Origin of the sequence: Streptomyces sp. NPDC101194 (genome assembly GCF_044767885.1) — a bacterium.
GTDB lineage: Bacteria > Actinomycetota > Actinomycetes > Streptomycetales > Streptomycetaceae > Streptomyces.
Map to the genome: position 1 here is coordinate 942,483 of NZ_JBIWOS010000001.1, position 23,212 is coordinate 965,694.

13 protein-coding genes are annotated in these 23,212 nt (G+C 70.2%); 10 read left to right on the top strand and 3 right to left on the bottom strand.

Features of this window, described 5'->3' with window-relative positions:
* Positions 1-107: 107 nt before the first annotated feature.
* Together ACIRP2_RS04160 and ACIRP2_RS04165 are read left to right on the top strand one after the other, a co-directional pair.
* Positions 108-1,610 (top strand): MDR family MFS transporter, encoded by a 1,503-nt coding sequence (locus tag ACIRP2_RS04160; protein WP_404247167.1) that lies wholly within the window; start codon positions 108-110, stop codon positions 1,608-1,610.
* Between the two features lie 334 nt (positions 1,611-1,944).
* Positions 1,945-2,754: a putative protein N(5)-glutamine methyltransferase gene (locus tag ACIRP2_RS04165; RefSeq protein WP_404246328.1), complete on the top strand. Its 810-nt coding sequence runs from the start codon at positions 1,945-1,947 to the stop codon at positions 2,752-2,754.
* Positions 2,755-2,822: 68 nt separating this feature from the next.
* On the opposite strand, the gene ACIRP2_RS04170 is transcribed toward ACIRP2_RS04165, so the two are convergent.
* Entirely contained in the window at positions 2,823-3,332 is a 510-nt protein-coding gene (locus ACIRP2_RS04170; RefSeq protein WP_404246330.1) for a pyridoxamine 5'-phosphate oxidase family protein, read from the bottom strand.
* Positions 3,333-3,632: 300 nt separating this feature from the next.
* Here ACIRP2_RS04170 and ACIRP2_RS04175 point away from each other — a divergent pair, with 300 nt between their 5' ends.
* Positions 3,633-6,623 (top strand): bifunctional [glutamine synthetase] adenylyltransferase/[glutamine synthetase]-adenylyl-L-tyrosine phosphorylase, encoded by a 2,991-nt coding sequence (locus ACIRP2_RS04175; RefSeq protein WP_404246332.1) that lies wholly within the window; start codon positions 3,633-3,635, stop codon positions 6,621-6,623.
* Between the two features lie 162 nt (positions 6,624-6,785).
* Here ACIRP2_RS04175 and ACIRP2_RS04180 read toward each other — a convergent pair whose 3' ends face one another.
* Together ACIRP2_RS04180 and ACIRP2_RS04185 are read right to left on the bottom strand one after the other, a co-directional pair.
* Complete coding sequence (locus tag ACIRP2_RS04180; RefSeq protein WP_404246334.1) at positions 6,786-7,742, bottom strand: phosphatase PAP2 family protein; 957 nt, start codon at positions 7,740-7,742, stop codon at positions 6,786-6,788.
* A 107-nt stretch (positions 7,743-7,849) separates the two neighbouring features.
* A complete protein-coding gene (locus tag ACIRP2_RS04185) occupies positions 7,850-8,917 on the bottom strand; it encodes a LacI family DNA-binding transcriptional regulator (RefSeq protein ID WP_404246336.1) in 1,068 nt (355 codons plus the stop codon).
* A 357-nt stretch (positions 8,918-9,274) separates the two neighbouring features.
* Here ACIRP2_RS04185 and ACIRP2_RS04190 point away from each other — a divergent pair, with 357 nt between their 5' ends.
* The 7 genes from ACIRP2_RS04190 (at position 9,275) to pulA (ending at position 23,081) form a co-directional block, all read left to right on the top strand.
* Positions 9,275-10,549, top strand: coding sequence for an extracellular solute-binding protein (locus ACIRP2_RS04190; protein ID WP_404246338.1), 1,275 nt, complete (start codon positions 9,275-9,277; stop codon positions 10,547-10,549).
* Positions 10,550-10,568: 19 nt separating this feature from the next.
* Complete coding sequence (locus tag ACIRP2_RS04195) at positions 10,569-11,585, top strand: carbohydrate ABC transporter permease (protein WP_404246340.1); 1,017 nt, start codon at positions 10,569-10,571, stop codon at positions 11,583-11,585.
* Positions 11,582-12,475 (top strand): sugar ABC transporter permease, encoded by an 894-nt coding sequence (locus ACIRP2_RS04200; protein ID WP_404246342.1) that lies wholly within the window; start codon positions 11,582-11,584, stop codon positions 12,473-12,475. Before ACIRP2_RS04195 ends, ACIRP2_RS04200 begins: the two co-directional genes overlap by 4 nt.
* Positions 12,476-12,571: 96 nt before the next feature.
* A complete protein-coding gene (locus ACIRP2_RS04205) occupies positions 12,572-14,299 on the top strand; it encodes a glycoside hydrolase family 13 protein (RefSeq protein ID WP_404246344.1) in 1,728 nt (575 codons plus the stop codon).
* Positions 14,284-15,396, top strand: a complete 1,113-nt coding sequence (locus ACIRP2_RS04210; protein ID WP_404246346.1) for a LacI family DNA-binding transcriptional regulator — start codon at positions 14,284-14,286, stop codon at positions 15,394-15,396. Before ACIRP2_RS04205 ends, ACIRP2_RS04210 begins: the two co-directional genes overlap by 16 nt.
* A gap of 428 nt (positions 15,397-15,824) precedes the next feature.
* On the top strand, positions 15,825-17,534 hold the full coding sequence (locus ACIRP2_RS04215; protein WP_404246348.1) for a carbohydrate-binding module family 20 domain-containing protein: 1,710 nt from the start codon (positions 15,825-15,827) through the stop codon (positions 17,532-17,534).
* A gap of 234 nt (positions 17,535-17,768) precedes the next feature.
* Entirely contained in the window at positions 17,769-23,081 is a 5,313-nt protein-coding gene (gene pulA / locus ACIRP2_RS04220) for a pullulanase-type alpha-1,6-glucosidase (protein WP_404246350.1), read from the top strand.
* Positions 23,082-23,212 lie beyond the last annotated feature (131 nt).

Here is a 23,212-nt window from a genome sequence, read left to right on the forward strand (position 1 = left end):
AAAATTGCTCAGTGGGCATGTATGGTGAAGTCTCTCCTTCCCCTGTTCGAACCTTCCGGAGGTTGCGCGTGAGCGCACACACGGCCGCGCCGACCGAAGTCGCGCCGATGGATCACCGTCATGTGCTGCGGGCGCTGAGCGGGCTGCTGATCGTGCTGTTCGTGGCCATGATCAGCAGCACGGTGGTCTCGGTGGCGCTGCCGAAGATCATCGGCTCGCTGAACGGCACCCAGTCGCAGTACACCTGGGTCGTCACCGCGACCCTGCTGGCCTCCACGGCCTCCACCCCGATCTGGGGCAAGCTCGCCGACCTGTTCAGCAAGAAGCTGCTGCTCCAGATATCCATCGGCATCTTCGTTCTCGCGTCGATCGCCTGCGGATTCGCCCAGTCCACCGGGCAGTTGATCGCCTTCCGCGCCGTGCAGGGGCTCGGCATGGGCGCGCTCCAGGTGCTCGTCCAAGTGATCATCGCCGCGATGATCAGCCCCAAGGAACGCGGCCGTTACAACGGCTACCTGGGCGGCGTCATGGCCGTCGCCACCGTCGGCGGACCGCTCCTGGGCGGCTTCATCACCGACACCTCGTGGCTCGGCTGGCGCTGGTGCTTCTTCATCGCCGTACCGTTCACGCTGATCGCCTTCGTGATGCTCACGCGCACCCTGCATCTCTCCGAGGTGCGCCGCCCGGAGGCGAAGGTCGACTACCTGGGCGCCTCGCTCATCGCCGGCGGCGTCAGCCTCCTGCTGCTCTGGGTCACCTTCGTCGGCAACGACTTCGACTGGCTGTCCTGGCAGACCGTCGTCATGGTCGGCGCCAGTGCCCTGATCCTGATCGCGGCGGTCGTGGTCGAGAGCCGGGTCAAGGAGCCCGTCGTCCCGCTCCACGTCGTACGCCGCCGCGACCCCGCGCTCGCCATCGTCGCGAGCCTCGCGGTCGGCATGGCGATGTTCGGTGGCGCGGTCTTCCTCGGTCAGTACTTCCAGATCGGTCGCGGCTACTCACCGACCGAGGCCGGACTCCTCACCATTCCGCTGATGCTCGGCGTGCTGGTCTCCTCCACCGTGGCCGGACGTCTGGTCTCCAGGACCGGCAAGGTGAAGCCGTACATCATCACCGGCGTCGTCGTTCTCACCCTGGGCTTCCTGGGCCTGTCCACCATCGACCACGAGACCTCACTGGTCCTCGTCTCGGTCGGCATGCTCGCGGTCGGCATCGGTGTCGGCATGTCGATGCAGAACCTGGTCCTGGTGCTGCAGAACACCGTCCCGCTCGGCGAACTCGGCGCGGCCAGTGGCGCGATCACCTTCTTCCGCTCGCTCGGCGGCACGATCGGAGTCTCGGTGCTGGGGGCGGTGCTCGCCAACCAGGTCGCCACGAAGATCACCCACGGTCTCGCGAAGCTCGGCGTCGACCCGGCGGTCTCGTCCTCGGGCGGCGGCTCCACGCTGAACATGGATGCGATGCCGCCGCAGATCCAGGAGGTGGTGCGTGCTGCGTACGGTGACGCGACCGGCACCATCTTCCTGATCTCGGCGGGCATCGCGGTGATCGGTGTGATCGCCGCGCTGTTCCTGACGCCGACGAAGCTGCGTGACAGCGTCGACCTGTAGACAGGTCCGCACCGATCCGCGGCTGATCCGCGTGGACCCGTGGTCGGTCCTGCCCGGCCGGCTCCCGTACTGTGCCCCGCGTCCTGACGGCGCGGGGCACAGCCCTGTGCGCCGCACACGCCAAGGACGAGCCCGGGACGGCCGCTTCGTGCGAGGTGACCTCCACCGGCGCCGCGGCTGAGGTAGTGTGACCCCTCCCGAACACGGGGACCGACCAAGGAGGTGAGCCCCATTACCGCTGTATCAGGCTGGGTGCTCATCCCGCACGACCGCGCGGTCGACCCGACGTAATCGACCGCGGAGCGCCCATCGGCTTCCCGAAAGGCTGCGCTTCATGTCGGTTTCCGCTTCACCGCTCACCGTTTCCTCCATCGTCACCACTCTCCGCGCCGCCGGCTGCGTATTCGCCGAGGACGAGGCGGAGTTGATCGTCTCCACGGCCGCCGACCCCGCCGGGATCGCGGCCATGGTCGAACGGCGGGTCGCCGGTCTTCCCCTGGAACACGTCCTCGGCTGGGCCGAGTTCGGTGGTCTGCGGATCGCCGTGGACCCCGGTGTCTTCGTACCCCGCCGCCGCACCGAGTTCCTGGTGGGCCAGGCCGTCGCCCTCGCCGGGCCGGGGGCGGTCGTCGTCGATCTCTGCTGCGGTTCCGGAGCCCTCGGCGCCGCGCTCGCCGCGACGTGGGACCGGATCGAACTGCACGCCGCAGATGTCGAACCCGCGGCCGTACGGTGCGCCCGACGGAACATCGACGGTGCGGGCCGGGTCTACGAGGGCGACCTCTTCGATCCGCTTCCCGGCTCGTTGCGCGGCCGGGTGGAGATCCTGCTCGCCAATGTGCCGTACGTACCGACGGACGATGTCGAACTGCTTCCCCCGGAGGCCCGTATCCACGAGCCGCGGGTCGCACTCGACGGGGGCGCGGACGGCCTCGACGTCCTCCGGCGGGTCAGCGCCGAGGCGCCGCGGTGGCTGGCGCCGGGCGGGCATCTGCTGGTCGAGACGAGCGAGCGGCAGGCGGCACGGGCCGAGGAGACCGTCGCCCGCAGCGGTCTGATCCCGCGTGTGGTCACCTCCGACGAGCTGTACGCCACCGTCGTCATCGCGACGCGGCCGGGCCCCGTCGCCCCTTCCGGTGGCTGAGAGCGCACCGCCCGACGCCCGCGACGGGGCCCGGGAGGACACGGGCGTCCTCCACGAGGCCCCGCAGCTCAGCTGAAGCGCCACCGCGTCTGGCTGAACGGGTGCTTGCCGAAGCCGAAGACCGTACGCGGCGACACCTCGAACACCAGCGCCACATGGCCCGCGTGCCGGAACGTGCCGTCCTGGACGTCGAAGTGCCACTGAGGGCCGTACTTCGACTCCCAGGCCGCGGCCAGCCGGTTCAGCCGGTCCTCGTCCGTCACCCGCTCCGCGCGGCCCTCGACCACCACGTCGAACCCCCGCGACAGGCTGTTCTCGCCGGTGGTCAGCACCACTTCCGGATTGGCTGCCAGATTCCTGCCCTTGCGTTCGGACGCACCCGTGCTGAAGTACAGCGCGTGCCCGGACCACACCCCGATCAGGGGGGTGACATGCGGGCGGCCGTCCGGCCGGACCGTGCTCAGCCAGTACGTCTCCGCTCCGGTCAGCAGCTCCTGAGCCGTCGACCACGGGCAGGCCGTCGCACTCTCGTGGCTGTAGCGGGTGTCCAGTTCGGCGATGGGTTCGAGTTCGGACATACGGGCCTCCCGGTCGGGGTCCTCGAAGCGATCCTGCCTGCGAAGTGTGGACCGTGCACGCGCTCCGAATTCATCGGCGCGGGACCAGGAGGCTGACCCGTGATCCCTGGTGGACCGGCGCGCGGCGTCGGATGCGGTGCATCGGAAGGCGGAGGGAGGTCCGCATACTGGATGTGTCCGGATGTTCCGGCAACGCGGCGAGGTGCCGCGGCTGTCGTCGGGTGCCCGCCAAGGACTGCGGGACAGCCCTTAGGCTCGGAGCGCTGGACGGTGTGTGGGCGGCGAGCAGGAGAGCGCGGAATGACGACGGTGCCGGGACGCAGGAGCAGTACGTTCACCCGACTGCTGCGGCACGGTTTCACCGACCCCTCCGCCGCCGAGCGCCTCCTCGATCTGCCCGTGCTGTCGTCCGTACGCTCCGATCCGGTGCTGCTCGACGCCCTCGGTGCCACCGCGGACCCGGATCTGGCGCTGCACGGGGTCGTCCGGCTGGTGGAGTCGGAGGAGCCGGACGAGCGGCAGATCCTGCTGGACACCCTCGTCACCGCGAAACCGCTGCGGGACCGGCTGCTGGGAGTGCTCGGGGCGTCCGAGGCGCTCGGCGACCATCTGGCCCGCCACCCCCGCGACTGGCACGCGCTCGTCACCTACGAGGCCACCGACCTGCACCCCGGGGTGCACGAATTCGAGCAGGAGCTCGCCGGAGCCGACGACCCCGACTCGCTGCGCGTCGCCTATCGCCGGTGCCTGCTGGCCATAGCGGCCCGCGACGTGTGCGGTACGACGGACGTCGCCGAGGCCGCCGCCGAACTGGCCGATCTGGCCACGGCGACCCTGCGGGCGGCGCTCGCCATCGCCCGAACGGCAGCACCCGGCGACGCCGCCCTGTGCCGGCTCGCCGTCATCGCGATGGGCAAGTGTGGCGGACACGAGCTGAACTACGTCTCCGACGTCGACGTCATCTTCGTCGCGGAACCGGCCGACGGCGTCGAGGAGAGCGCGGCCGTCCAGGCCGCCACCCGGCTGGCCGCACACATGATGCGGATCTGCTCCGACACGACCGTCGAGGGCACCATCTGGCCCGTCGACGCCAACCTCCGCCCCGAGGGCCGCAACGGGCCCCTCGTCCGGACGCTGTCCTCGCATCTCGCGTACTACCAGCGCTGGGCCAAGACCTGGGAGTTCCAGGCGCTCCTCAAGGCCCGGCCGGTGGCAGGCGATCCCGAACTGGGCGCGGAGTACGTCGAGGCCGTCTCGCCGCTCGTATGGCAGGCCGCGGACCGCGAGAACTTCGTCGCCGACGTGCAGAAGATGCGCCGGCGCGTCGTCGACAACATCCCCGCCGACCGCGTCGACCGCGAGATCAAGCTCGGACCCGGCGGGCTGCGGGACGTCGAATTCGCCGTACAGCTGCTCCAGTTGGTGCACGGCCGCAGCGACGCCACGCTGCGCAGCGGCTCCACCCTGGGGGCGCTTCGGGCACTCGCCGCGGGCGGCTACGTGGGACGCGTGGACGCCACGCAACTGGACGACGCATACCGCTTCCTGCGCGCCATGGAGCACCGGATCCAGCTCTACCGGCTGCGCCGTACCCATCTGGTCCCGGAGGACGAGCGGGACCTGCGACGGCTCGGGCGCTCCCTGGGGATGCGTACGGACCCGATCACCGAGCTCAACCAGGCATGGAAGCGGCACGCCTCGGTGGTGCGGCGGCTGCACGAGAAGCTGTTCTACCGGCCGCTGCTCGACGCCGTCGCCCAGCTCGCGCCCGGCGAGACCCGGCTCAGCGCGGAGGCGGCCGGGCACCGGCTCGAAGCCCTCGGATACGCCGACCCGGCCGCCGCGCTGCGGCACCTGGAGGCGCTGTCGTCCGGGGTCTCCCGCAAGGCCGCCATCCAGCGCACCCTGCTGCCCGTGCTGCTCGGCTGGTTCGCGGACTCCGCCGACCCGGATGCCGGACTGCTGGGCTTCCGCAAGGTGTCCGACGCGCTCGGCAAGACCCCCTGGTACCTGCGGCTGCTGCGGGACGAGGGCGCCGCCGCCGAGAATCTCGCCCGGGTGCTGTCGGCCGGCCGGCTCGCCCCCGACCTGTTGCTGCGCGCCCCCGAGGCGGTGGCCCTCCTCGGCGATCCGCAGGGGCTGAAGCCGCGCAGCCGGGAACACCTGGAGCAGGAGGTGCTGGCCGCGGTGGGGCGGGCGGAGGATGCCGAAACCGCCGTGGCCGTGGTGCGCGGGGTGCGGCGTCGGGAGCTGTTCCGGACCACGGCCGCGGACCTCATCGGCTCCTACGGCACGGAGGAGAGACCCGCCGAGGAGGATCCCGGGGCCCTCGTCGACCGGGTCGGCAGTGCCGTCACCGATCTGAACGCCGTCACGATCGCGGGCGCCCTGCGCGCCGCCGTGCGCGAACGGTGGGGGGACACCCTGCCCACTCGGTTCGCCGTCATCGGCATGGGCCGATTCGGCGGGCACGAGCTCGGGTACGGCTCCGACGCCGATGTGCTGTTCGTCCACTCACCGCGCGAGGGCGTGGACGAGCACGAGGCGGCGCAGGCCGCGAACGCGGTGGTCGCCGAGGTGCGGAGACTGCTGCAACTGCCCACCGCCGACCCGCCGTTGATCATCGACGCGGATCTGCGGCCGGAGGGCAGGAACGGGCCCCTGGTGCGTACGCTGCGTTCGTACGAGGCCTACTACCGGCGCTGGTCGCTGGTCTGGGAGAGCCAGGCGCTGCTGCGCGCCGAACCGGTGGCGGGCGACGAGGAACTGGGCCGTGGCTTCATCGAGTTGATCGATCCGCTGCGCTACCCGATGGAGGGCCTCGGGGAGGACGCGATCCGCGAGATCCGCCGTCTGAAGGCCCGGATGGAGTCCGAACGGATGCCGCGCGGCGCGGACCCGACGCTCCACACCAAGCTGGGGCGCGGCGGGCTGAGCGACGTCGAGTGGACGGTCCAGCTGATGCAGATGCAGCACGGCTGGGTGGAACCGGGGCTGCGGACGACACGCACCCGCGAGGCGCTGGCCGCGGCGTGCGCGGCGGAGCTGATCCCGGTCGAGGACGCGCAGACGCTGGACGAGGCCTGGGTGCTGGCGACGCGCGTGCGCAACGCGGTGATGCTGGTACGGGGGCGGCCGGGCGACACGTTTCCGTCCGGACCACGTGAGCTCACCGCGGTGGGGCGGTACCTGGGGTACGAGCCGGGACATGTCGGGGACATGTTGGACGACTACCGGCGGATCACGCGACGGGCGCGGGCGGTGGTGGAGGAGCGCTTCTACGGAGCGTGAGGGCGGAGTGCGCGGGGCCCTCGGTCGGGGCAGGGGCTCGACGCGGCCTCGTCCAGCAGCGCGCGCCCGTGCCCGATCTGTTCTCCGGGGCCTCGACCGGTGTGAACGTCGTGCTCGTCCCGCTGGTGCCCGCGGCCTTCCTCGGCGGGCCGACCGGTGCGCTCAGCGGCGTGCCGTCGCGTCCGCCGTCGGGCACGGCGTCCGGACCGGCGTGCCCGTGGACAGCCCGACCGGCCGCAGTCTCCCCCGTGTCGACGGCACCCGTTTCGGGAGATGGTGCGGCAGCGAGCCGTGCCAGGCGTAGGCGACGGCGTAACCGAAGGCCAGACACGTCATGCCGCCCACTGCGTCCAGCCAGAAGTGGTTGGCCGTCGACACGATCACGAGCAGAGTGACCGCCGGGTAGAGCAGGCCCAGCACGCGGGCCCAGGGGGCGGAGACCAGAGCGAAGACGGTCAGGCCGCACCAGAGCGACCAGCCGATGTGCATCGAGGGCATGGCCGCGTACTGGTTCGACATGGTCTTGAAGTTGCCCGAGGCCATCGAACCCCAGGTGTGATGGACCAGGACGGTGTCGATGAATCGGCCGCCGTCCATCAGGCGGGGCGGTGCCAGTGGGAACAGGTAGTAACCGAGCAACGCCACGGCCGTGGTCGCGAACAGGGCCAGCCGGGCCGCCGCGTAGCGGCCGGGGTGGCGGTGGAACAGCCACACCAGCACGCAGACGGTGACGACGAAGTGCAGCGTCGCGTAGTAGTAGTTCATCGACACGATCAGCCATGTCACGGAATTCACCGCGTGGTTGACGGCCTGTTCCACGGCGATGCCCAGATGGGTCTCGACGGACCAGATCCGGTCGGCGTTGCGCAGGGCCTCGGCCCTCTGCTCCGGGACGGCGTTGCGCACCAGCGAGTACACCCAGTAACTGGCCGCGAGGAGCAGGATTTCGAACCAGATGCGCGGTCGACGGGGGGACCGCGGAGAACGCAGTCCCGCCAGACCGCTGGAGCGCCGCCCGGCGTTCTGCTGCGCGTCAGCCGCGGGGGCCGCCTCGTCCACGATGGGTGACGGGGTGGCCTCCGGCCGGCCTTCCTGTGACGTCGCGCTCAATTCACCCATAGGCACAGAGTCTGCCAGAAATGTTCCTCCCGCCGGATCATCTGCCGCTCGGGAAAGGGCCGCACATCTGACCGCCGGAACCGGGGAGTCCGCGCCGGGACCGCGGGCTAGGAGCGGGCGTGCGATCCTGGAACGGTTCCGGCCGCGGCGGTCGGAGCGGGCCCGGGGCCCGCGGCCGTCGAACCGCGAACGACCAGCTCGGGCATGAAGACGAACTCGCTGTGCGGAGCGGGTGTCCCGCCGATCTCCTCCAGGAGGGTGCGGACGGCGGCCTGGCCCATCGCCGTCACCGGCTGACGGATCGTGGTCAGCGGCGGATCGGTGAAGGCTATGAGCGGCGAGTCGTCGAAGCCGACCACCGACAGATCGCGCGGCACCTCCAGCGACAGCCGCCGGGCGGCCCTGATCGCGCCCAGCGCCATCATGTCGCTCGCGCACACCACCGCCGTGCAGCCCCGCTCCATCAGCGCCGACGCGGCCGCCTGACCACCCTCCAGAGTGAACAGCGAGTGCTGGATCAGCTCCTCCACCGCGTCCGGAGCGAGGTCCAACTGCTCCTGCATGGTGGAACGGAAGCCCTCCATCTTGCGCAGGACCGGCACGAACCGCTTGGGCCCGACCGCCAGACCGATCCGCTGATGGCCCAGCGACACCAGATGCGTCACCGCGAGCCGCATGGCGGCCCGGTCGTCCGGTGAGATGAACGGCGCCTGCACCTTGGGGGAGAAGCCGTTGACCAGGACGAACGGGACGCCCTGGGCGCGCAGTTGCTCGTAGCGCTGCATATCGGCCGAGGTGTCGGCGTGCAGCCCGGAGACGAAGATGATGCCCGAGACGCCGCGGTCGACCAGCATCTCGGTCAGCTCGTCCTCGGTGGAGCCGCCGGGGGTCTGGGTGGCCAGCACCGGGGTGTAGCCCTGCCGGGTCAGCGCCTGGCCGATGACCTGGGCCAGTGCCGGGAAGATGGGGTTCTCCAGCTCGGGCGTGATCAGCCCGACCAGCCCCGCGCTGCGCCTGCGCAGCCGTACCGGCCGTTCGTAGCCGAGAACGTCGAGTGCGGCGAGAACGGATTCGCGGGTGGCCGCTGCAACACCGGGCTTGCCGTTCAGTACGCGGCTGACCGTCGCTTCGCTGACCCCCGCCTGAGTTGCGATATCGGCAAGCCGTGCGGTCATGGAAGTGGACTGTACCGGGCGTATGTCGGATTGCCCACCATCCGCAGGAATCGGGCGGCCGCAACCGACCGCTGGTCCGGGAGGGCGCCGCGGCAACTTCTTGCAAAGCCTTGCGGGCCCGGATTGCCGACTGCGGTCGGATCGTCGTACTACGGGTTCGCGGGCTGTGGCCTGCCGCTGTCAGGGGTGGACGGCTCCCGTCAAGGGGGTTGACGGCAACCGTGAGGACACGCGAATGTAACGATCGTCGAAGCTTGCAGAAATCTTCCGCAAACTCTTTCGGCGTTCTTTCATCCTTGTTACGTTCACGTCGACCCGGCGCCGCGACGGAGCGGTACGGCAGTTGAAGGAGTTCAGATGCGACGTGGCATAACGGCCACCGCCCTGGTCGCGGCCCTGGCGCTCGCGGCGACCGCCTGCGGCAGCGACGACAGCACCGACGGCACGAGCAAGGGCTCGGGCGAGCTCTCCGGCACGGTGACCTGGTGGGACACCTCCACCGTGGGCAGCGAGGACAAGGTCTTCAAGAAGATCGCCGAGGACTTCACCAAGCAGCACCCGAAGGTCCACGTCAAGTACGTCAACGTGCCCTTCGGCGACGCGCAGAACAAGTTCAAGAACGCCGCCCAGGCCGGCTCCGACGCCCCCGACGTCATCCGCTCCGAGGTCGCCTGGACCCCCGAGTTCGCCGACCTCGGCTACCTGGCCCCGCTCGACGGCACCACCGCGCTGCAGAAGCCGGACGACTTCCTGAAGCAGGCCGCCGCGTCCACGAAGTACAACGGCAAGACGTACGCCGTGCCGCAGGTCATCGACTCCATGGGCATCTTCTACAACAAGAAGATCTTCAAGGAGGCCGGCGTCGAGGTCCCCAAGACCGTCGACGAGCTGAAGACCGTCTCCAAGAAGATCAAGGACAAGACCGGCAAGACCGGTATGTACCTGCGCGGCGACGACGCGTACTGGTTCCTCTCCTTCCTGTACGGCGAGGGCGGCAACATGGTCGACGCCTCCACCAAGTCCGTCACCATCGACAACCCCGAGGGTGTCAAGGCGATGAAGGTCGTCAAGGACCTCGTCGACTCCGGTGCGGCCAAGACCGACGCCACGGACGGCTGGGAGAACATGCAGGCGTCCTTCAAGGACGGCAAGGTCGCCATGATCATCAACGGCCCGTGGGCCGTCGCCGACACCTACGCCGGCAAGGAGTTCAAGGACAAGGCCAACCTGGGCATCGCCCCGGTCCCGGCCGGCTCCGCCGCGCAGGGCGCCCCGCAGGGCGGTCACAACCTGGCCGTCTACGCCGGCTCCAAGAACCTCGACGCCTCCTACGCGTTCGTCGACTACATGACGTCCGCGGACACCCAGGCCCAGGTCACCAAGGAGCTGAGCCTCCTGCCGACCCGTACCTCCGCCTACGCCAAGCAGGACGTCGTCGACAACGAGATCGTCGGCTTCTTCAAGCCCGTCGTCGAGACCGCCGTCGAGCGCCCCTGGATCCCGGAGACCGGCAGCCTCTTCGCGCCGCTCGTCACCGAGTACACCAAGGTCCTCACCGGCCAGGCCACGCCGGAGAAGGCCGTCAAGACGACCGGCGACTCCTACCGCAAGCTCCTCAAGGGCTGGAAGTAACAGGAAGGCAGGCCGGCTGATGGCTGTCCACACCAGCCAGTCGGTGGCGAAGGCCGCGGGCGACGACGTCGCCCGCGGCCGGAGCCGCGGTACTGGCAACCCCCCGCCGCCCGGCAGGCTCCGGCGGGCCCTGTCGACCCACTGGTACGCGTGGACCATGGTCGCCCCGGTCGTCGTCGTGATCGGCGTGATCATCGGCTATCCGCTGGTCCGCGGCATCTACCTGTCGATGACCGACGCCAACGAGCGCAACGTCGCCCGGTCCATCGGTGTCAACCACATGCCCGCCACGTACAAGTTCGTGGGCCTGGACAACTACACCGAGGCGCTCACGGGCGACCAGTTCCTCGGCACGCTCGGCTGGACCCTGGTGTGGACGGTCTCCTGCGTGGCCATCACCTTCTCCCTCGGCATGGCCCTCGCCAACATCCTCAACCGCAAGATCGCCGGACGCTCCGCATACCGGATGGCGCTCATCCTGCCCTGGGCCATCCCCGGCTTCGTCTCCGTCTTCGCCTGGCAGTTCCTCTACAACGAGGACCGCGGGCTGCTCAACAAGATCCTCTCCGGCGGCGGGATCGACGGCATACCGTGGCTGAACGACCCCACCTGGGCGAAGTTCTCCGTCGTCGCCGTCAACGTCTGGCTCGGTGTGCCGTTCATGATGGTCGCCCTGCTCGGCGGACTGCAGTCGATCCCCAGCGAGCACTACGAGGCCGCCGAGATGGACGGCGCCACCGCCTGGCAGCGGTTCCGCCACATCACGCTGCCCGGACTGCGGCCGGTCTCCACCACGGTGATCCTGCTCTCCACCATCTGGACCTTCAACATGTTCCCGGTGATCTACCTGCTGACCCGCGGCGGACCCGGTGAGGCCACCCAGATCCTGGTCACCCAGGCGTACAAGTTCTCCTTCGAGATCAGCCCGCGCGACTTCGCGCAGTCCTCCACCTGGGGCGTACTGATCCTCGTACTCCTGCTGATCTTCGCCGCCGTCTACCGGCGAGTCCTGCGCACCCAGGGAGACGACTGGTGACCACCGCCCCCGCAACCACCGCCCCGGCCGCCTCCGCCGGGAGCGCCGCGCGCAAGGTCCGGCCGCGCGGCGAGCGTTCGCCGATCGCCTCCATCGGGCTGCACCTCACGCTCATCGTGGCGTCCGTGATCGCCGTCTTCCCCGTGCTGTGGGTCCTGCTCACCTCGCTGAAGCCCGCCGCCTACGCGACCACCACGGACTTCTTCAAAGAGACGACGTTCGAGAACTACACGAACCTGATCCAGAACACGAAGTTCCTCACCTGGTTCGGCAACTCCCTGCTCGTCGCGGGGCTCACCACGCTGCTCGGCGTCGTCGTCTCCGCCTCCACCGGCTACGCCGTCAGCCGCTTCCGCTTCCCGGGCAAGCGCGGGCTGATGTGGACGCTCCTGGTCACCCAGATGTTCCCGGTGGCCGTCCTCATCGTGCCGATCTACAACATCATGGCGGGCATGGGGCTGCTCAATCAGCCGGCCGGCCTCGTCATCACCTACCTCACCATCTCGGTGCCGTTCTGCGCCTGGATGATGAAGGGCTTCTTCGACACCATCCCGCGCGAGATCGACGAGTCGGGCGAGGTCGACGGCCTCACCCCGTTCGGCACGTTCTGGCGGCTCATCCTGCCGCTCGCCAAGCCGGGCCTCGCCGTCACCGCGTTCTACTCCTTCATCACCGCGTGGGGCGAAGTGGCGTACGCCTCCGCCTTCATGGTCGGCGAGGACAACCTCACCCTCGCGGGCGGACTGCAGCTCTTCGTCAACCGGTACGGGGCCCAGTGGGGCGTGATGACCGCCGCGTCCGTGCTGATCGCGATACCCGCGGCCCTGGTCTTCCTCTTCGCCCAGCGCCATCTGGTCACCGGCATGTCCGCCGGAGCCGTCAAGGGCTGACGCGGCCCGCCCCGTACGACCCGCACGCACCAAGTCACGGCGTCGCCGGTATCCCGGTCCGGCGACGCCCCCCACCCCAGACACCCCAGGGACGACATGACCCAGCACCTCGCTGCCCCCTCCACCGGCACGTCCGCCGACGCTCCGGCCCACCAGACCGGCTGGTGGCAGGACGCGGTGATCTACCAGGTCTATCCACGGAGCTTCGCCGACGGCAACGGCGACGGCATGGGCGATCTCGCAGGCGTACGCGGCAGACTCCAGCACCTCAAGGACCTCGGCGTGGACGCGGTCTGGCTCAGCCCGTTCTACGCGTCCCCGCAGGCCGACGCGGGCTACGACGTCGCCGACTACCGTGCCATCGACCCCATGTTCGGCACGCTGCTGGACGCCGACGCGCTGATCCGGGACGCCCACGACCTGGGCCTGCGGATCATCGTGGACCTGGTGCCCAACCACTCCTCCGACCAGCACGAGTGGTTCAAGCGCGCCCTCGCCGAGGGCCCCGGCTCCGCACTGCGCGAGCGCTACCACTTCCGCCCCGGCAAGGGTGCGGACGGCGAACTCCCGCCCAACGACTGGGAGTCCATCTTCGGCGGCCCCGCCTGGACGCGGACCACGGACCCGGACGGCACCCCGGGCGAGTGGTACCTCCACCTGTTCGCGCCCGAGCAGCCCGACTTCAACTGGGAACATCCGGCCGTCGCCGACGAGTTCCGCTCGATCCTGCGCTTCTGGCTCGACATGGGCGTCGACGGCTTCCGGGTCGATGTCGCCCATGGCCTGGTCAAGGCCGAGGGCCTGCCCGACCTCGGCACCCACGACCAGCTCAAGCTGCTCGGCAACGACGTCATGCCGTTCTTCGACCAGGACGGGGTCCACGAGATCTACCGCTCCTGGCGCACCATCCTCGACGAGTACCCCGCGAAGAAGGGGCCCGAAGGGCCTTCGTCGGAGGGGCGGTGGTGGGCGACGGGCGGGCGCATCCTCGTCGCCGAGGCCTGGACCCCGACCGTCGAGCGCACCGCCAACTACGTGCGCCCCGACGAGATGCATCAGGCGTTCAACTTCCAGTACCTGTCCACCGCCTGGGACGCCGCCGAGCTGCGCAAGGTCATCGACAGCTCGCTCGACGCCATGCGACCGGTCGGCGCCCCCACCACCTGGGTGCTGTCCAACCACGACGTGACCCGGCACACCACCCGGTTCGCCAACCCGCCCGGCCTCGGCACCCAGATCCGTAGCGCCGGCGATCGTGAGCTGGGCCTGCGTCGCGCCCGCGCCGCCACCCTGCTGATGCTGGCGCTGCCCGGCTCGGCGTACGTCTACCAGGGCGAGGAGCTCGGCCTGCCCGATGTCACCGATCTGCCCGACGAGGCCCGCCAGGACCCGTCGTTCTTCCGCGCGGAGGGCCAGGACGGGTTCCGTGACGGATGCCGCGTCCCGATCCCGTGGACCCGTGACGGCAGCAGCTACGGCTTCGGCAGCGGCGGCAGCTGGTTGCCTCAGCCCGACGGCTGGGGCGAGCTGAGCGTCGAGGCGCAGACCGGCGACGCCGGTTCCACGCTGGAGCTGTACCGGGCCGCGATCGCCGCCCGCCGGGAGCACCCGGGGCTCGGCGCCGGGACCGGGGTGGAGTGGCTCCAGGCCCCCGAGGGGCTGCTGATCTTCGCCCGCCCCGGCTTCGTCTGCACCGTCAACACGACGGCCCGCCCGGTGCGCATCCCCGTGCGCGGCACCGTCCTGCTGTCCAGCACCCCGGTCGTCACCGACGGCGCCGAGATCGAGCTGCCCGCGGACACCACGGTGTGGTGGACGGTGTGACGGTCCCCCTGCCCAGGGCCTCTCTTCCGGATCGGGCCGAGCCCGGCAGCCTCCGGAAGAAGGGCCTTGGAACCGGCGGTGCGCCGAGACTCTCGGACATCGCCGGCCAGGCGGCGGTCAGCGAGGCGACCGTCAGCCGGGTGCTCAACGGGAAGCCCGGCGTCGCGGACACCACGCGTCAGCGGGTGCTCGCGGCGCTGGACATCCTCGGCTACGAACGCCCCGTACGGCTGCGGCAGCGCAGTGCCGGGCTGATCGGACTGGTGACGCCCGAACTCACCAACCCGATCTTCCCGGCCTTCGCGCAGTCCGTCGAACAGGTACTGGCCGGGCACGGCTACACACCGGTGCTCTGCACCCAGACCCCCGGCGGCGCAACCGAGGACGAACTCGTCGAGCAGCTCGTCGAACGCGGTGTGGGCGGGATCGTCTTCCTCTCCGGACTGCACGCCGACCTGTCGACCGACCCCGCACGGTACGCCGCGCTCACCGAACGCGGCGTACCGTTCGTCCTGATCAACGGCTACAACGAACGGATCAGCGCCCCGTTCGTCTCACCCGACGACTCCGCCGCCGTCAGGATGGCCGTCGGGCACCTCGCCGAACTCGGCCACCGCAGGGTCGGCCTGGCCGCCGGACCACAGCGTTATGTGCCGTCCCGTCGCAAGCGGGAGGGCTTCGTCGAGGCCGCCGTGAACCTGCTGGGCCTGGACCGGGCCGAGGCCGAACTCCTGGTCTGCTCCGCGCTGTTCGGCGTCGAGGGCGGCCAGGTCGCGGCCGGTGCGCTGCTCGACCTGGGGTGCACGGGCATCGTCTGCGGCAGTGACCTGATGGCGCTGGGCGTGGTGCGTGCGGCGCGGGAGCGCGGGCTCGACGTGCCGCGCGACGTGTCGGTGGTGGGCTTCGACGACTCGCAGCTGATCGCGTTCACCGATCCGCCGCTGACGACGGTGCGTCAGCCCGTACAGGCGATGGCGGCGGCCGCGGTGAGCGCCCTGCTGGAGGAGATCGGCGGCAGCCCCGTGCAGCGCACGGAGTACGTGTTCCAGCCGGAGCTGGTGGTGCGGGGATCCACCGCGGCGGTCCGCGGCGTCTGAGGCCCGGCCCGGGGGTGTCCGGGCGTCCGGGATCCGGGCGTACAGGAGAGGCACCGGGAGTCGGCCCTGGACGGGCCGGCGGGGAGTGAGCGACTCCGGGTGCCTCTCTTGTCCGTGACCGGCCCGGCCGGCCGGGCGCGTGGGGCCCCGGAGTCGCCGGAACCCCCGGCCGACCGGACCGGAGTCGGGAGAAATTTAACAGTGCTGCAATGTTTTGCGTAAGTGCTTGCAGGAAGAAAACTGCTGGATTTCATTGATGTAAGCGGGTGGTGTCCAAAGGGTTGACCCGGGGCGGGCGGCGCCGTACGGTCACCGGCGCGGCAAGGTTTGCATTCTTGCAGCAAGAACCTTCAGGAGCCTTGAGGGCAGGGCGCGTTGCCACGTGAGGCTGCACCGTCACCCGCATTTCCCCCACAGCAGGAGGAAACATGGCCCGCAGACCACTGTCCGCGGCGCTCGCCCTGACAGCAGGCGTCGCCGCCGTCCTCGTGGTCCCCACCGCGACCGCCCAGGCGTCCGCGCCGGGCGACAAGGACGTCACCGCCGTTCTTTTCGAGTGGAAGTTCGACTCCGTGGCCAAGGCCTGCACGGACTCCCTCGGCCCGGCCGGCTACGGCTACGTACAGGTCTCACCGCCCCAGGAACACATCCAGGGCAGCCAGTGGTGGACCTCGTACCAGCCGGTCAGCTACAAGATCGCCGGACGGCTCGGCGACCGCACCTCCTTCGCCAACATGGTCAGCACCTGCCACAGCGCGGGCGTCAAGGTCGTCGCCGACTCCGTCATCAACCACATGACGGCGGGATCGGGCACCGGCACCGGAGGATCCTCGTACACCAAGTACAACTACCCGGGTGTGTACTCCGCGCCCGACATGGACGACTGCACGGCGCAGATCAGCAACTACCAGGACCGGGCCAACGTCCAGAACTGCGAACTCGTCGGCCTGGCGGACCTGGACACCGGTGAGGACTACGTCCGGGGCAGGATCGCCGGATACCTCGACGACCTGCTCTCCCTCGGCGTCGACGGCTTCCGTATCGACGCGGCCAAGCACATGCCCGCGGCCGACCTCGCCGACATCAAGTCGCGGCTGAGCAACCCCGGCGTCTACTGGAAGCAGGAGGCGATCTACGGCGCGGGCGAGGCCGTTTCGCCCGACGAGTACGCCGGCACGGGGGACGTCCAGGAGTTCCGCTACGCCCGCAGCCTCAAGCAGGTCTTCAACAACGAGAACCTCGCCCACCTGAAGAACTTCGGCGAGGGCTGGGGCTTCATGCCCTCGTCGAAGGCCGCGGTCTTCGTCGACAACCACGACACCGAGCGCGGCGGCGACACGCTGAACTACAAGGACGGCGCCAAGTACACCCTCGCCGGCGTCTTCATGCTGGCCTGGCCGTACGGCTCGCCCGACGTCCACTCCGGCTACGAGTGGTCCGACAAGGACGCCGGTCCGCCCAACGGCGGCACGGTGAAAGCCTGTTACAGCGACGGCTGGAAGTGCCAGCACGCCTGGCGCGAGATCTCCTCCATGGTCGGCTTCCGCAACACCGCCCGCGGCGAGTCCGTCACCGACTGGTGGGACAACGGCGGCGACCAGATCGCGTTCGGCCGCGGCTCCAAGGCGTATGTCGCGATCAACCACGAGGGCTCCTCGCTGACCCGGACGTTCCAGACGTCGCTGCCCGCCGGTGACTACTGCGACATTCAGTCCGGCAAGGGCGTCACGGTCGACGGCTCGGGCCGGTTCACCGCGACGCTCGGCGCCGACACGGCCGTCGCGCTGCAGGTGAACGCCCGTACCTGCGCGGGCGGCGGCGCCACGGACCCCGGTACCGGCACCTCCGGCGCCTCGTTCGGCGTCGACGCCACCACACAGCCGGGCCAGAACATCTACGTCACCGGCAACCAGCCGGCCCTCGGCAACTGGAACACCGGCAGCGCGCTGAAGCTCGACCCGGCGACGTACCCGGTCTGGAAGCTCGATGTGGACCTGCCCGCGGGAACCTCGTTCGAGTACAAGTACCTCCGCAAGGACGCGAGCGGCAACGTCACCTGGGAGAGCGGGGCGAACCGCACCGCGACCGTGCCGTCGTCCGGCAGGGCGACGCTGACGGGCGACGTCTGGCGCAGCTGACGCCGGTGACCGGTCCGGGGCCCGTACGCGGCGCCCCTGACCGTGCAGGGGGGCGCACCACGGCGCACCCCGCGGGGTGACGCGGCGTCGGACGGCTCGCCCGCACCCGCGCTCGCGGGAGGCGCCCTCGCCGTCCGCCGAGACGCCCCGGTGGCCCCCGTCCCGCCCGACCCGCCGCCCGGCGGTCCCGGCCCACCCCGAGATCCCCACCCCGTACACAAGGAGACCCTGCCCGTGTCCCGTTCCACCCTGAGACGGGGAGCCGTGGCCGCGCTCTGCGCCGCGCTCCTCCCCGTCGTCCCGGCGGCATCCGCGTCCGCCGCGCCGAGACCCCCGGGCCCGCCCTCGGACGCCCGGCTGGCCGCCGAGCCCGCCCGGCACGATCTGACGCGCGAGCAGTTCTACTTCGTCATGCCCGACCGGTTCGCCGACGGGGACACCTCCAACGACCGCGGCGGGCTCACCGGCTCGCGTCTGGAGACCGGCTACGACCCCACGGACAAGGGCTTCTACCAGGGTGGCGACCTCAAGGGGCTGACCGAGCGGCTCGACTACATCAAGGATCTCGGCACCACCGCCATCTGGCTCGCCCCGATCTTCAAGAACCGCCCCGTCCAGGGCACCGGCAAGGACGCCTCGGCCGGCTACCACGGCTACTGGATCACCGACTTCACGCAGGTCGACCCGCACTTCGGCACCAACGCCGACCTGTCCAAGCTGATCGACAAGGCCCACCGCAAGGGCATGAAGGTCTTCTTCGACGTCATCACCAACCACACCGCGGACACCGTCGACTACGCCGAGAAGACCTACGGCTACCGGCCCAAGGGCGCCTACCCGTACCTGGACCGGGACGGCCGTCCGTTCGACGACGGCAAGGGCCTGGCGAAGGTGGACGCGGACTCGTTCCCGTACACACCGAAGAACACCGGGCACAAGGTCCCGGCCTGGCTCGACGACCCGACGATGTACCACAACCGCGGCGACTCGACCTACGCCGGCGAGTCCACCACGTACGGCGACTTCTCCGGGCTCGACGACCTGTGGACCGAGCGGCCCGAGGTCGTCTCCGGCATGGAGAAGATCTACCGGAAGTGGGTCCGGGACTTCGACATCGACGGCTTCCGGATCGACACCGTCAAACACGTCGACCTGGACTTCTGGACCCAGTGGGCGACGGCGCTGGACGCCTACGCCGCCAAGCGCGGCCGCAAGGACTTCTTCATGTTCGGCGAGGTCTACTCCGCCGACACCGCGATCACTTCGCGCTACGTCACGCAGGGCCGGCTCGACGCGACACTCGACTTCCCGTTCCAGGAAGCGGCCAGGCAGTACGCCTCGCAGGGCGCCTCCGCCTCGAAGCTCTCCGCCGTCTTCGCCGACGACTACCGGTACACCACCGACAAGGCCAACGCCTACGAGCAGGTGACCTTCCTCGGCAACCACGACATGGGCCGCATCGGGATGTTCCTCAAGCAGGACAACCCGAAGGCCGACGACGCCGAACTCGTCCGGCGCGCCAGGCTCGCCAACGAGGTGATGTTCCTCAGCCGCGGCAACCCTGTTGTCTACTACGGCGACGAGCAGGGCTTCACCGGCGCGGGCGGCGACAAGGACGCCCGGCAGACCATGTTCGCCTCGAAGACCCCCGACTACCTCGACGACGACGAGCTGGGCACCGACCGCACCCACGCCTCCGACGCGTACGACACGAGCCACCCGCTGTACCGGAACATCGCCGCGCTCTCCGAGCTGACCAGGAAGAACCCGGCCCTGCGCGACGGCGTCCAGACCGAGCTCCACGCCCGGGGCTCCGTGTACGCCTTCTCGCGCACGGACAGCCGGCAGGGCCGTGAGTACGTCGTCGCGACGAACAACGGCACCGGTCCGCGGACCGTCGAGCTGACCACCGCATCGGCCGGCATGGACTTCGGCACGCTGTACGGCGGTTCGGGAACCGTCCGCAGCGGCGCCGACAAGAAGATCACCGTCACCGTGCCCGCGCTGTCGAGCATCGTGCTGCGCGCCGCGAGGACGATGGACGAACCCGCCGCCAAGCCCTCGGTCACCCTGAAGGCGCCCGCCGCCGGGGCCACCGGCACCGTGGAGATCACCGCCGACGTCGACGGCGGACAGCTGAACCGGGTCGTCTTCGCCGCCCAGACCGGCAATGGGGAGTGGGTCACCCTCGGTTCCGCCGACCACGCCCCGTACAAGGTCACCCAGACCCTGGGCGACACGGTCACCGCCGGAACACCCCTGCGGTACAAGGCGGTCGTCGTCGACCGGACCGGCCGGACCGCGAGTGCCCTCGCCTCGTCCACGGCCGGGCAGCCACCCGTCGCCGAGAAGCCCGTCGCGGTCGAACGCGACCACGCCGTCGTCCACTACCGGCGCGCGGACGGCGACTACGACGGCTGGCAGCTCAAGGCGGGCGACGAGACCGCCGCGTTCACCGGGCGGGACACCTACGGCGCCTTCGCCTGGATCAAGCTCGACGAGGGCGCCTCCTCCCTCCCGTACACCGTGGAGAAGAACGGCACCGCCGACGGACCGCAGCGCACCGTCGACCTCGCGAGGACCGGACAGGTCTGGATCGAGCAGGGCGCCGACGGCCAGGCCGAGGAGGCCCCCGCCGGTGCCTATCCGCCGCAGGACACGACGAAGGCCGTACTGCACTACTACCGGGCCGACGGCGACTACGACGGCTGGGGGCTGCACACCTGGACCGGCGCCAAGGACCCCACCGACTGGGCGAAGCCGCTCCGGCCGGTGAAGAAGGACGCCTCCGGTGTCACCTTCGAGGTGCCGCTCACCGACGGCGCCACCTCGCTCGGCTACATCCTCCACAAGGGCGACGAGAAGGATCTGCCGAGCGACCAGTCGCTCGACCTCGCCACCTACGGGCACGAGGTGTGGATGCTCGCCGGCACCCCCGGCTACCTCCTGCCGCAGACCGGCGGCGTGCCCACCCCCGACCTCACCGGGGCCGAGGCGCAGTGGATCGACTCCGACACCGTCGTATGGAAGGTGAAGGCCACCGAAGCCACCAGCCAGCAGCTCGTCTACGCGAAGGACGGGGGCATCTCCGTCGTCGACGGTGCGCTCTCCGACGAGGGCCAGTGGCTGCGGCTCGTCCCGTCCGCGCTGACCGACGCCCAGAAGGCGAAGCACCCGCACCTCAAGGACTATCCGGCGTTCACCGTCGACGCACGGGACCGGGACCGGATCCGCGAGGCGCTGCGCGGTCAGCTGATCGCCACCCAGCGCGCCGCCAACGGCGCCCTGCTCGCCGCCACCGGCGTACAGAGCGCGGGCGTGCTCGACGACCTCTACGGGAAGAACGCGGCCACCGCCTCGCTCGGCCCGGTCTTCGACCACGGCCGCCCCACCCTGTCCGTCTGGGCACCCACCGCCCGCACCGTCGCACTCGAACTGGACGGCCGCAGCGTCCCGATGCGCCGGGACGACCGCACCGGCGTGTGGTCCGTCACGGGCACCGGGGCATGGACGGGCAAGCCCTACCGCTACGTGGTCGACGTCTGGGCGCCCACCGTCGGCAAGATGGTCACCAACCGGGTCACCGACCCCTACTCCACCGCACTGACCACGGACTCCGCCCGCAGCCTCGTCGTCGACCTCGACGACCCGGGCCTCGCGCCGAAGGGCTGGTCCGGGCTGCGGAAGCCCGCCGCCGTCCCGCTGCGCGACGCCGAGATCCAGGAGCTGCACATCCGGGACTTCTCGATCGCGGACCGCACCTCGAAGCACCCCGGCGAATACCTCGCCTTCACCGACACCCGCTCCGACGGGATGCGGCACCTCAAGCGGCTCGCAGACGCCGGCACGAGCTACGTCCACCTGCTGCCCGCCTTCGACATCGGCACCGTCCCCGAGAAGAAGTCCGATCAGCGGAAACCGGCCTGCGACCTGTCCGTGTACGCCCCCGACTCCGAGGAACAGCAGGCCTGCGTCGCCAAGACCGCGGCGCGGGACGGCTTCAACTGGGGCTACGACCCGCTGCACTACACCGTCCCGGAGGGCAGTTACGCCTCCGACCCGAACGGCACCCGGCGCACCGTCGAGTTCCGGCAGATGGTCCAGGGGCTGAACGGCGCGGGCCTGCGGACCGTCATGGACGTCGTCTACAACCACACCGTCGCCTCCGGCCAGGACGACAAGTCCGTACTCGACCGGATCGTGCCCGGCTACTACCAGCGGCTGCTGGACGACGGCACCGTCGCCACCTCCACCTGCTGCGCCAACACCGCTCCCGAGAACACCATGATGGGCAAGCTCGTCGTGGACTCGGTCGTCACCTGGGCCAAGGAGTACAAGGTCGACGGTTTCCGCTTCGACCTCATGGGCCACCACCCGAAGGCCAACATCCTCGCCGTCCGCAAGGCGCTGGACGCGCTGACCCCGGCGAAGGACGGCGTCGACGGGAAGAAGATCATCCTGTACGGGGAGGGCTGGAACTTCGGCGAGATCGCCGACGACGCCCGCTTCGTCCAGGCCACCCAGAAGAACATGGCCGGCACCGGCATCGCCACCTTCTCCGACCGGGCCCGCGACGCCGTCCGCGGCGGCAGCCCCTTCGACGAGGACCCGGGCGTGCAGGGCTTCGCCACCGGCCTCTACACCGACCCCAACACCTCGACCGCCAACGGCACCCGGGCCGAACAGAAGGCCCGGCTGCTCCATTACCAGGACCTGATCAAGGTCGGCCTCACCGGCAACCTCGCCGACTACACCTTCACCGACTCCTCGGGGAAGACCGTCAAGGGGTCCGGCGTCGACTACAACGGCGCCCCCGCCGGATACGCCGCGGTCCCCGGCGACGCCCTCGCCTACGCGGACGCCCACGACAACGAGTCGTTGTACGACGCACTCGCCTTCAAGCTCCCGGCGGGCACCCCGGCCGCGGACCGGGCCCGCATGCAGGTGCTGGCGATGGCGACGGCCACCCTCTCGCAGGGCCCCTCGCTCTCCCAGGCGGGCACCGACCTGCTGCGCTCCAAGTCCCTGGACCGCAACTCGTACGACAGCGGCGACTGGTTCAACGCCCTGCACTGGGACTGCCGCGACGGCAACGGCTTCGGCCGCGGGCTGCCGCCGGCCGCCGACAACGCGTCCAAGTGGTCCTACGCACGGCCGCTGCTGGCGGACGCCGCGCTCAGGCCGGGGTGCGCCCAGATCGACGGCGCATCGGCGGCCTACCGGGACCTGCTCACCATCCGTGCGACGGAGAAGGACTTCGATCTCGCCACCACCGCACAGGTGCAGTCCGCCCTGTCCTTCCCGCTCTCCGGGAAGGACGAGACGCCCGGGGTGATCACCATGCGGCTCGGCAGGCTGGTGGTCGTCCTCAACGCGGCCCCCGGTACCGAGACCCAGCGGATCGCCGGTCTGGCGGGGGAGCGGTACTCCCTGCATCCCGTCCAGGTCGCGGGCGCGGACCCTACCGTGAAGAAGTCCTCCTACGAGCGGAGTTCGGGAAGCTTCACCGTCCCGGGCCGCACAGTGGCGGTGTTTGCGCTGAGCTGAGCCAAAACGGGCTACGTTGGGAGGCAGCAGCCGTCCGGGAGTGCCGCAGTACCGCACTTCCGGGCGCGCCCTCCCACCCCCGGCCGGTCCAGGCCCCCTTTCCGGTACGTCAGGTGTCCTCCCATGCCTGA